The 9,617-nt window shown below is 72.4% G+C and carries 13 protein-coding genes; 7 read left to right on the top strand and 6 right to left on the bottom strand.

Annotated elements, in window-relative coordinates; all coding sequences use genetic code 11:
- Positions 1 to 78: 78 nt before the first annotated feature.
- From ACFYUZ_RS07025 to ACFYUZ_RS07035, 3 genes are read right to left on the bottom strand one after another with little or no spacing between them, the layout of a single operon-like run.
- The gene (locus ACFYUZ_RS07025) at positions 79 to 729 is read right to left on the bottom strand and encodes an NAD(P)-dependent oxidoreductase (protein WP_389306833.1); all 651 of its coding nucleotides are present in this window, start codon (positions 727 to 729) and stop codon (positions 79 to 81) included.
- Positions 720 to 1,544: an SGNH/GDSL hydrolase family protein gene (locus ACFYUZ_RS07030; RefSeq protein WP_389306834.1), complete on the bottom strand. Its 825-nt coding sequence runs from the start codon at positions 1,542 to 1,544 to the stop codon at positions 720 to 722. The genes ACFYUZ_RS07025 and ACFYUZ_RS07030 overlap by 10 nt, the downstream gene beginning before the upstream one ends.
- Before the next feature lies 1 nt (position 1,545).
- The gene (locus ACFYUZ_RS07035; protein WP_389306835.1) at positions 1,546 to 2,208 is read right to left on the bottom strand and encodes a hypothetical protein; all 663 of its coding nucleotides are present in this window, start codon (positions 2,206 to 2,208) and stop codon (positions 1,546 to 1,548) included.
- 156 nt (positions 2,209 to 2,364) lie between these two features.
- Here ACFYUZ_RS07035 and ACFYUZ_RS07040 point away from each other — a divergent pair, with 156 nt between their 5' ends.
- Entirely contained in the window at positions 2,365 to 2,880 is a 516-nt protein-coding gene (locus ACFYUZ_RS07040) for a MarR family winged helix-turn-helix transcriptional regulator (protein ID WP_389306836.1), read from the top strand.
- Positions 2,881 to 3,145: 265 nt separating this feature from the next.
- The gene (locus ACFYUZ_RS07045) at positions 3,146 to 3,280 is read left to right on the top strand and encodes a hypothetical protein (protein WP_389306837.1); all 135 of its coding nucleotides are present in this window, start codon (positions 3,146 to 3,148) and stop codon (positions 3,278 to 3,280) included.
- Positions 3,281 to 3,457: 177 nt separating this feature from the next.
- Here the strand turns inward: ACFYUZ_RS07045 and ACFYUZ_RS07050 are convergent, their stop codons facing one another.
- Positions 3,458 to 3,598 carry a hypothetical protein gene (locus tag ACFYUZ_RS07050; protein WP_389306838.1) on the bottom strand — a complete coding sequence of 47 codons (141 nt, stop codon included), beginning with the start codon at positions 3,596 to 3,598 and terminating at the stop codon, positions 3,458 to 3,460.
- A gap of 138 nt (positions 3,599 to 3,736) precedes the next feature.
- A complete protein-coding gene (locus ACFYUZ_RS07055) occupies positions 3,737 to 4,048 on the bottom strand; it encodes a hypothetical protein (RefSeq protein ID WP_389306839.1) in 312 nt (103 codons plus the stop codon).
- 160 nt (positions 4,049 to 4,208) lie between these two features.
- On the opposite strand from ACFYUZ_RS07055, the gene ACFYUZ_RS07060 reads away from it, so the two are divergent.
- The 3 genes from ACFYUZ_RS07060 (at position 4,209) to ACFYUZ_RS07070 (ending at position 6,225) form a co-directional block, all read left to right on the top strand.
- The gene (locus tag ACFYUZ_RS07060; RefSeq protein ID WP_389306841.1) at positions 4,209 to 5,204 is read left to right on the top strand and encodes a LuxR C-terminal-related transcriptional regulator; all 996 of its coding nucleotides are present in this window, start codon (positions 4,209 to 4,211) and stop codon (positions 5,202 to 5,204) included.
- Between the two features lie 197 nt (positions 5,205 to 5,401).
- Positions 5,402 to 6,016 carry a response regulator transcription factor gene (locus ACFYUZ_RS07065; protein WP_389306843.1) on the top strand — a complete coding sequence of 205 codons (615 nt, stop codon included), beginning with the start codon at positions 5,402 to 5,404 and terminating at the stop codon, positions 6,014 to 6,016.
- Positions 6,013 to 6,225, top strand: coding sequence for an MbtH family protein (locus ACFYUZ_RS07070; protein ID WP_389306844.1), 213 nt, complete (start codon positions 6,013 to 6,015; stop codon positions 6,223 to 6,225). Before ACFYUZ_RS07065 ends, ACFYUZ_RS07070 begins: the two co-directional genes overlap by 4 nt.
- Here ACFYUZ_RS07070 and ACFYUZ_RS07075 read toward each other — a convergent pair.
- On the bottom strand, positions 6,185 to 6,994 hold the full coding sequence (locus tag ACFYUZ_RS07075) for a 4'-phosphopantetheinyl transferase family protein (RefSeq protein ID WP_389306845.1): 810 nt from the start codon (positions 6,992 to 6,994) through the stop codon (positions 6,185 to 6,187). The genes ACFYUZ_RS07070 and ACFYUZ_RS07075 overlap by 41 nt on opposite strands.
- Positions 6,995 to 7,340: 346 nt before the next feature.
- On the opposite strand from ACFYUZ_RS07075, the gene ACFYUZ_RS07080 reads away from it, so the two are divergent.
- The gene (locus tag ACFYUZ_RS07080) at positions 7,341 to 8,162 is read left to right on the top strand and encodes a TauD/TfdA family dioxygenase (protein ID WP_177181694.1); all 822 of its coding nucleotides are present in this window, start codon (positions 7,341 to 7,343) and stop codon (positions 8,160 to 8,162) included.
- A gap of 31 nt (positions 8,163 to 8,193) precedes the next feature.
- A complete protein-coding gene (glyA, locus tag ACFYUZ_RS07085; RefSeq protein WP_389306847.1) occupies positions 8,194 to 9,561 on the top strand; it encodes a serine hydroxymethyltransferase in 1,368 nt (455 codons plus the stop codon).
- Positions 9,562 to 9,617 lie beyond the last annotated feature (56 nt).

The raw sequence follows: 9,617 nt of genomic DNA on the forward strand, positions 1-9,617 counted from the left end.
AGCCGCACATATGAGCCTGGCTTCTTGGCCGGGACGCCCTCCTGGGGCGTCCTTCCGCGGTGTCCTCCTGCCGTGGTGTCAGTACGCGACCTCCACGACGGCCCGGTGGGCGCGGGGGTCGTCGACGTGGGTGAGCAGGTAGTGCGCGAGGTCCGCGCGGGAGAGGGACTTCGGCCGTGCCAGGGGCGCGTTCTCCGCGGTCCGGTAGGTGCCGGTCAGCGGGCCGTCGGTCAGCATCGGGGGCCGGACCACCGTCCACACGGTGCCGTCCGCGGCGGGCGACCGTACGAAGCCCTCCATCCGGGCCATGTCGGCGTAGCCGTGCCGGTAGAGCCGCTGGATCACGTACCGGGTGACGAGCCGCTGCGGCAGCGGCACCTCCGGGGTGATCTCCAGGCCGGCGGACGAGAGGCAGAGCAGCCGGCCGACGCCGGAGGCGCGCATGGCCTCGACGATGTTCCGCGTGCCCTGCGAGTAGACGGTGGTGGGGTGCTTGCGGTCGGTGCTGCCGAGGCAGGAGAGGACGGCGTCGTGGCCGGCGACGGCCTCCCGCCAGGACTCGGGGGCGAGGACGTCGCCGGGCAGGACGGTCAGCCCGGCCCCCGGGTCCGCGACGGGGACCCGGGCGGGGTCGCGGGCGACGGCCGTGACCCGGTGGCCGGCGGCGAGGGCCTGGGCCAGGAGCCGCGCGCCCGTACCGCCGGTGACGCCGAAGAGCATCAGTTCCATGAGGTGCGCTCCTCGGTCAGGGCATGGACGAGGGCGACGGTGACGGCGCGCTGGCCGTCGAGCGTGAGGTGGATCCCGTCGTCCAGGTGCAGTCCGGCGGTGGCGGGCCGGGTGTCGACGGTGCGTTCCGGCTGTGCGAGGAGGAAGTCGGCGACGGCATCGACGTCCTCGCTCGCCCAGCCGATCCCGGCGCGCCGGAAGTGCGGAGAGGCGTCGGCCCGCTCCTGGTCCACCGCGCTCGGGGTGAGCCAGATCCAGCGGTCCGGGCCGGGGAGCCCGCCGCGCCCGGCGAGCTCCCGCAGGGCGAGGAGGTTGCGCTCGGTCTCCGCCGCGCTGACCAGCCGGGTGCCGGCGGACTCCGCGCCGCGGCCCAGCCGCTGGGCGTCGTTCGCGCCGAGCATGCACAGGATCCAGTCGGGGCGCGGGAGGCCGAGCCGGGGCAGCTGGGCGAGGGCCTGGGTGGTGGTGGAGCCGGAGACGGCGAGGTTGACGAGTTCGACGCCGTCCGGGAGGAGGTGGCGCAGGATCGAGAACCAGGAGAGCCGGTCGGCGGTGGTGCTCTCGCCGAGGGCCACGACCCGCTGCCCCGGCCGGAAGGGCAGCCGGTCGGCGCGGGCGGCGAAGGCGGGGTCCTTGAGCAGTTCGGCCGCGGTGTCCCGGGTCCGGTCGTCGAAGTCCCGCAGCAGCGTCCGGTACGCGTCGGGGTCGAGGCCGAAGAGGCCGGCGAGGCGCGTGTCGGGCAGCTCCCCCAGGTAGCGGAGGGTCTTCTCGGGCTGCTGGAAGCGCACGAGCTTGTCCGTCAGGTTCTCGGGCATGTCAGTGCTCCTTGCCGGTGCGGTGGAGGGGCTCGGTACGGGTGCGGCGCCGGGGCAGCAGGAAGCCGGCGGCGATCAGCCAGCCCAGGCAGGTGAAGCGGGCCGACGGCAGCAGCGGGGCGGCGGCGTCGGCGAGCAGGGTGAGGGCGGAGAGTCCGGCGACCGCCGCCAGGACGAGGCCGGTCACGGCGAACGCGCGGGGCAGCAGTCCGGCGAGGAGCCCGGGGACGGCGATCCCGGCCACCAGCAGGCCCAGCGCCACGACGTGGCCCGGACCGCCGGTGGCGAAGGCCAGGTACTGCAGGGCCCGGGCGAGCGGCGGGAGCTCCAGCACCTCCGTACGCGACAGGGTCCAGCTCACCAGGCCGCAGCAGGCCAGGAACCCGGCGGCGAGGAGGCCGCCGGCCAGGGCGACGGTCGCGCCGGGGGCGCGGACGCCGAGCCGGTGCAGCCGGGCCGAGACCGTGGCGGCGTAGACGGCCAGCGGGATCGAGGCCGCGAACTGGAGGGCCCCGGAGATCCCGACGGCGTCGGAGTGGGCGCGGAAGTAGGCCACGATCTCGCCGGTCTCGCCGAAGGGGGAGGGGAAGGGCTCGCCGCCGGCGAGCACGGTGCCGAGCACCAGGCCGGCCAGGAACAGCCCGGTGAACACCACGGCGAGCACGCCGGGCGGGGGTCCTGCCTGGGCCTCCCGGCGCGCTCGGGGGGTCCGGGTCGGTCGGGGGTCGGTCCGGCTCTCTGCTGCAGACACGGGTCCAGTCCGTTCTCTCATGAGAATAGTTCACAATGGAGAATCATTCTTGTCGCGTACGATAGCCCCGTGAGCAGTGAGCGGCAACCAGTGGAAGATCCCGGAGCGGGGACGGCCCCGCCCCCGCGCGGCGGAGCGTTTCTGCTCGCTCAGCTCGGGGCGCACGCGGCGGGACGCTTCGGCGAGCGCGTCGGCGAGCTGGGTCTCGCCCCGCCGGACGTCGGGCTGCTGCGGATGATCGCCATGGAGCCGGGACGGAGTCAGCGCTCCCTCGCCGCGGACCTCGGCGTCGTCCCGAGCCGGGTGGTCGCGCTCATCGACAGCCTGGAGAAGAAGGGGTTCGTCGAGCGCCGCCGCAGCGCCGAGGACCGCCGCCACCACGAGCTGTACCTCTCCGAGGAAGGGCGCCGCGTGCTCGGACGGGTCCGCGAGGTCGCCGCGCTGCACGAGGACGACCTGTTCGCGGCGCTCGACGAGGAGGACCGGGCCCGGCTGACGGCGCTCCTCGGGCGGATCGCCGAACAGCAGGGCCTCACCCCCGGCGTGCACCCGGGCTACCGCCACCTGCCGAAGCGCCGGGGCTGAGCGGGGACCGCGCGGCGCCGGCGCGGAGCGGGTCCGGGGCGGGTGCGGAGCGGGTGCGGAGCGGGTGCGGGGCGGGTCCGGGGCGGCGCACTCCGGTGTGCGCCAGGACATGGCCGTAAACACCCGTTCGTTTTCGGCGTGACGGGGAAGACCCCTGGGAGCTGACGGCGTCTCCAGGGGAGGGCGGGGCATGGTCGCGGGCCGGCGAGGCGCGGAGTGCGACTCCTGTGGTGGGCCGTACGGAACGTGGGTCGCGAGCCTCCGCATGACCCTCTGCGCGGAGTGCGAGCGGGTCGGAGCGGCGCACCCCACGCGGGATCCGGTGCTCGTGGGCGACGTCCTCGCCGACTCCCCGGTCCTGCTCGCCCTGTGGCGGGGCCACGAGCTGCGGACGGCCTGAACGGCCCCTGCGGCGGAGGACCCCGCGTACGACGGAAAGCCCCCGCGGCGGAGGACCCCGCGTACGACGAAACGGCACCGAAGACTCTGTCTTCGATGCCGTTCGGCGTTCTGGAAGGGGCACCCCGGGCGCCCGCGTCCCGTTCCGAAGGTCGACGCCTGGGCGTCGGGGCGGGCGTCAGCCCCAGATCACGTCGTCCAGGGCGGCGGCGGTGACCACGGTGTCGGCGGAGCCGTCGGCCGAGCCGAACGCCGGGACCAGCAGAGCGAGAGCCGTCAGGAGAACCGCAGCCCAGCGGGCGGAACGAAAGCGCAGCAAGGTATGAGTCCCTTACGAATCGGTGGGGTGTCCTTCGGTGAGACAAAGCTTCGTCAGGCCGAAAGGCGTTCGGAAGGGACTTCCGGTGGACGGAACGGGCCCTGGACCGAAGAGGTCAACGGACCGCGTCCCAGGGGCTCAGCCCACGAATCCGTCGAAGCCGTAGGGCGCGAGCAGCGGCGCCTCCGAACGGCCGACCCGCCACCCCGGCAGCGGACCGATCTCGGCGACCGCGCGCAGGCACAGCCGTGCCGCCGTCTCCTCCGCGACCCGGAGGCGGTCGGCGAGCAGATAGACCCCCACCGTCACCCCGTTGTCCGGACGGGGGTGGACGACCACGTGCTCCACACCGTCACCGGGAAGCGCCAGGTCACGGAGGAGATCCGCGAGGTTCTGAGGGATGCACAACTCCGCCTTCCTATTGAGGAGTTCGGTGTGAACGAGATACACACCCGGCATTTTCCCCAAAGGACGAACCAGGAAGAAGAAGAACAGAAGTCCCATTCCGGCAATGGCCGGTACAGTCCACACCGCCTTCTGTAGAAAACTGGCCACGCGTGTGATGATGGAGCCCCTAAACACACGAGATCTCCGGGGGGAGAGATGTGCCGTGCTCAAGGCGCTTGGTCTTGATTCCATCGCCGAGGCCGTTTACCGGGGCCTCCTGGCACAGCCGCGCGACGGCGTGGCGGGCCTGGCGGAGCGGCTGGGACTCACTCCCGAGCAGGTCCGGTACGGTCTCGACACCCTGAGCGAACTGGCGCTGCTGCGCCCCTCCTACGACCAGGAGGGCACGCTGTGGCCGGTATCGCCCGAGGTCGGCCTCCAGATGCTCATGGCGCGCCAGCAGGCCGAGCTCGCGGCGCACCAGAAACAGCTGGAGGAGTCGCGGGCGGCCGCGGCCCAGCTGATCGCGGAGTACGAGGAGATACGGCCGGCCGCCACCCGCCCGCACAGTGAGCGGCTGACCGGGATCGACCAGATCCGCGACGGGCTCGCCGCCCTCAGCCGGGACACCCGGGAGGAGGTCATGACCTTCGCCCCGGACGGGCCCCAGCGCCCGGAGCACATCGAGGCCGCGAAGCCGCTCAACCAGGAACTCCTCGACCGGGGGGTCCGACTGCGGACGGTCTACCTCAACAGCGCCCGCAACAGCCCGCACACCCTCCAGTACGTGAGCTGGCTGTCCAAGCTGGGCGGCCAGGTGCGCACCGTGCCGACCCTGCCGACCCGGATGATCGTCTTCGACCGCAAGGCCGCCGTCATCCCCGTGAACAGCACCAAAAGCGCCGAGGGCGCCGTCGTGCTGACCGGCGAGGGCACGCTGACCGCGCTGTGCGCGCTGTTCGACAGCGTCTGGAACGACGCCCGGCCGCTGAACGAGGAGAGCAGGGCCGACGAGCAGGGCCTCACCGACCAGCAGGCCACGGTCGTGGTCCTGCTGGCCGAGGGCCACACGGACGAGACCATCGCGAAGCGGCTCGGGGTGTCGCCGCGGACCGCGCGGCGGCTGGCCTCCGAGCTGATGACCCGGCTCGGGGCGCGCAGCCGGTTCGAGGCGGGCGTCCGCGCCGTGCAGAACGGCTGGATCTCCGAGCAGCGCTGACGCCGCGACCGTTTCAGGGGACCGACCCTTCGTGGGCCGGTCCCCTCGGCGTTTCCCCGTCTCCCCGCGTCCCGTTGTCCCCTTGTGTCCAGGGCCTCAACGGGCCACCGGAGTCGCCTTCCGATGAGTGCTCCGATCACGGAGATTGGTCCTGTGGAGCCGGAGTGGACCGGACCCAGCGCAGACGAGGAGACGACATGACGCGTGCCGGGATCTTCGTCGGGAACCAGCTCGCCCTGCTCGGCATCCGCTATCTGCTCGACGCGGAGGCCGACATCCAGGTCGCGTTCGCCACGAGCACGCCGTTCGCGGTGGCGCCCGGGTCGGTCGACTGCCTCGTGGTCGACCGGGGCCTGCTCGGCGAGCTGCCGCCGGCCGTCCCCGCCGCCCGCACGGTCCTCCTGACCGAAGGGCCGGAGACGGCCCGGGAAGGGGGACGGAAAGCGGGCTCCGGTACGGGCCGGGGACCGGAACGGACGGGCGCGACCCTTCCGTTCGACGACGCGCCCCTGCTGCTCGTGGACGCCATCCGACGGGTGGCGGCGCCGGGACCGGCCCCCGTCCGGCAGGGCGTCGCCACGCTCTCCCCGAGGGAGCGCGAAGTGCTCGGGCACCTCGTCGAGGGCTGCACCCACGACCAGGCGGCCCGGCGGATCGGCATCAGCCAGCACACGGTCGACACGTACGTGAAGCGCATCCGCTCCAAGCTCGGCGCGCACAACAAGGCGCAGCTGGTCCGCGCCGCTCTGACCACCCCGCGCGCACCGTCCGCGCACCCCGAACCCCGACAACGACAGCAGGTGGAGACATGACGACCGAAGGCACCGGCACCCAGCTCGTGGTCCGCAACCAGGAACTGCAGTACTCGCTCTGGCCCGCCGACCGCGAGCTGCCGGACGGCTGGGAGCCGGAGGGCTTCAGCGGCGAGCGGCAGGAGTGCCTCGACCACATCGAGCGGGTGTGGACGGACATGAGGCCGCTCAGCGCCCGGACCCCGCAGCCCGCGGGGGCCCCGCGCTGAACGCGGCGGCCGAGGGGCGGCTCCGGGAGTAGGCGGTGAAGACGGGCGGCCCGCCGCCGATCACGGCGACCGCGGCCGCGCAGCCCCCACCGGCCTCCAGGTCGGCCAGGACGAAGTCCTCGGCGGGCCTGGCCGCGGGACCGCCCAGGAACAGCACCCTCGGGTCCTCCTCCGGGGCCGACACCCCGACCTCGGACAGCGGTATCCGCAGTCCCTGGCCCGTGGCCTTGAGCACCGCCTCCTTCCGGGTCCACATCCGGTGGAAGCCGCTCGTGGTGACGTGGGCGGGGGTACGGGGCTCCGCGGGGCCGAGGACGTGGGGGAGCAGTTCCGCGGGGGCCACGGAGGCGCTGATCTCCTCGACGTCGATCCCGACGGGACCCACGCGGGTGACGGCGACCGCCACCCGGCAGCCGGAGTGCGACACCGACACCTGGAGCCCGGTGCCCGGCAGTTCGGGCTTCCCGTGGTTCCTGGCGCAGTCGGGGCAGCGGGCGACCACCTCGACCCACTGGGGCGGCAGGCCGAGATAGCCGGCGGCCGCGGTGCGCAGCAGGGCCCGGCCGGCGATGAACCGCTGCCGGTCCTCCGTCCGGCGCAGCTGCGGGAGCCGGGACTGCTCGGTCTCGTCGAGCAGGTCCAGGCAGGCGTCGGTGACCGTGGCCGGATCCGCCCACCAGACGTGGCAGTCGGCCGGGCCGAGCACCGGGACCGCCGGGGGCCGGTCGATCCGGTGGCCGGCCGCGTACGGCGTCGGGCACGAGCTCATCGTCCACCGCCTGCCTTCCACTGCCGTTCGCCGCCGTTCCGCTGGTCGGGACGGGGAGGTACCGCATGTACCGATCGGCCTCCCATGCTCCCCGGCGACCGTCGCGGACACACGCCCCCGAAAGCCGTGACACCTGTTCCGGGGACACCGCGCGCTCCGTCCCGTGGACGGAATTGGACACCCCCTGCAATGACCGGATCAGTCCAGGATCCCGATATTGCCCACCGTATGAACGCCCGCCTAACGTCACGGTCGTGATGAAAAGTCAGGGCCTCTCACTCACGTAGGAATTCTCATGGCGACAACCCCCTTCAAAACCTCTCCCCTTTCCGACCACCACGGTCTGGTGATCGAAAGCGCAGATCTCCCCCTCGCCGAACTCCCGCACTCCGAGATCTCCGAACTCTTCAAGCAGCACGGCACGCTGATGTTCCGTGGATTCGGCGCCACCGCCGATGATTTCCGCGCGCTGGTCCAGAAGTTCTCGTCGAAGCTGTTCTTCCACCAGAACCCCAACCGGGAGACGATCTCCGACGACGGCGCCGTGCTCCTCGTCGACGCGCACCGGAATCCCATTCCGGCGCACTCCGAGATGAGCTACTGCCCGCTGCACCCCGGCCTCCAGTGGTTCTACTGCGTGCGGCCGGCCGACGAGGACGGCGAGACGACGGTCTACGACGGCGTCGAGGCGTACAAGCGGCTCGCCCCGGAGACCCGCGAGCTGTTCGACAGGCTGCGGCTGACCTGGCGCCTGCCGTTCCCGACCGCCCCCGAGCACCAGGAGCGCGTGTTCGGCACGGCCGACCGTGCCGAGCTGGAGGCGCTGTTCGCCACCTTCGACGACTTCGAGTACGACTTCGACGAGGCCGGCAACCTCAACTGGAAGTGGACCGTCTCCGCGGTCCCGCAGGCCCCCTACGTGGACGCGCCGACGCTGTGCAACAGCTACCTGGGCTCGGGGGCGCTCGTCTCCTTCGAGGACGGATCGTCCATTCCGCAGCACTGCCGCTGGGACGCGCTCGACGCCACCGAGGAGGTGCGGGTCGACCTCCAGTGGGAGGCCGGCGACATCGTCATGATCGACAACAAGCGCGTCATGCACGGCCGGCGCGGCTTCGAGGACCCCGACCGCAAGGTCGCGGCGATGCTCTCGACGCCGAACTTCTGACCCCCACCCCTCACAGTTTGGATTCGGCCCCATGACCCAAGCCGTCGGACTGCCCACGCTCACCCCTCCGACCGCCCCGCTCTCGGCCTTCTACGAGAACGCCCTGCACGCCATGGAGCTCGGCGACCCGGCCCTGTACGGGCTCCTCGACGACGAGCTGCACCGTCAGCGCGAGACCCTCGCCCTGGTCGCCTCCTGCAGCCCCGTGAACCCCGCGGCGCTGCTCGCCGAGGGCAGCTTCTTCGCCAACGTCACGGCCGAGGGCTACCCCGGCCGCAGGTTCCACGCCGGCTGCGTGAACGTCGACAAGGTCGAGGAACTCGCGGTCGAGCGCGCCAAGCAGGCCTTCGGCGCCCGCTACGCGAACGTCCAGCCCCACTCGGCGAGCACCGCCAACCAGGTCGTCATGAACTCGCTCCTGAAGCCGGGCGACCCGATCCTGGGCCTCGACCTGGACGCCGGCGGCCACCTCAGCCACGGCGCCAAGGTCAACCTCTCGGGCAAGATCTTCGAGGCGCACAGCTACGGCCTCGGGGCCGACGGCCTCATCGACTACGAGGAGGTCCGCGCCCAGGCGCTCGCGCACCGCCCGAAGCTGATCATCGCGGGTACCACCGCCTACCCCCGTACGCTCGACTGGGCCGCGTTCCGCGCCATCGCCGACGAGGTGGGCGCGTACCTGCTGGCCGACATCACCCACATCGCCGGTCTCGTGGTGGCCGGTCTCCACCCCTCGCCGCTGGCCCACGCCCATGTCGTGACCACGTGCACGCACAAGCAGCTCTACGGTCCGCGCGGCGGCCTGATCATGCTCGGCGACTCGGCCGACATGGTGCTCCCCACCGGCCGCACGCTCCAGCAGACCCTGAACAGCGGGCTCTTCCCGCTGATCCAGGGCGCTCCGGTGGTCAACAGCATCGCCGCCAAGGCCTACGCCCTGGGTGCCGCGACCACGCCGGAGTTCACCGCCCGGATCCACCGGGTCCGCGACCTCGCGGCCACGCTCGCCGAGCAGCTCATCGCGCGCGGAGTGCGGGTGATCTCCGGCGGGACCGACAACCACATCGTCGTGGCCGACGTCCTCACGTCGTACGGCGTCACCGGTGTCAACGCCGAGAAGGCGCTGGAGCAGTGCGGCGTGCTCGTCAACAAGAACCGGATCGTCGGCGACGCGCACTCCGCCTTCGTCACGTCGGGCGTGCGGTTCGGCAGCAACAGCATGGCGGCCCGCGGTTTCGACGAGGCCGACGTCGCGGAGGTCGCGGAGCTCGTCCACGAGGTGCTGACCGACCTGGAGAACACCTCCAACAACACCTACGCCCTCGACCCCGCCCTGCGGGCGCGCGTCCAGGAGCGGATCCGCAGCATCTGCCACCGCCGGCCGGTCGCCGGCTACTGACCGCGGTTCCCCGCGGGCCGGCGCTCCCCCATGACGCCGGCCCGCCCCCGCGGTGT

The organism is Streptomyces sp. NPDC004266 (assembly GCF_042874095.1).
GTDB lineage: Bacteria > Actinomycetota > Actinomycetes > Streptomycetales > Streptomycetaceae > Streptomyces.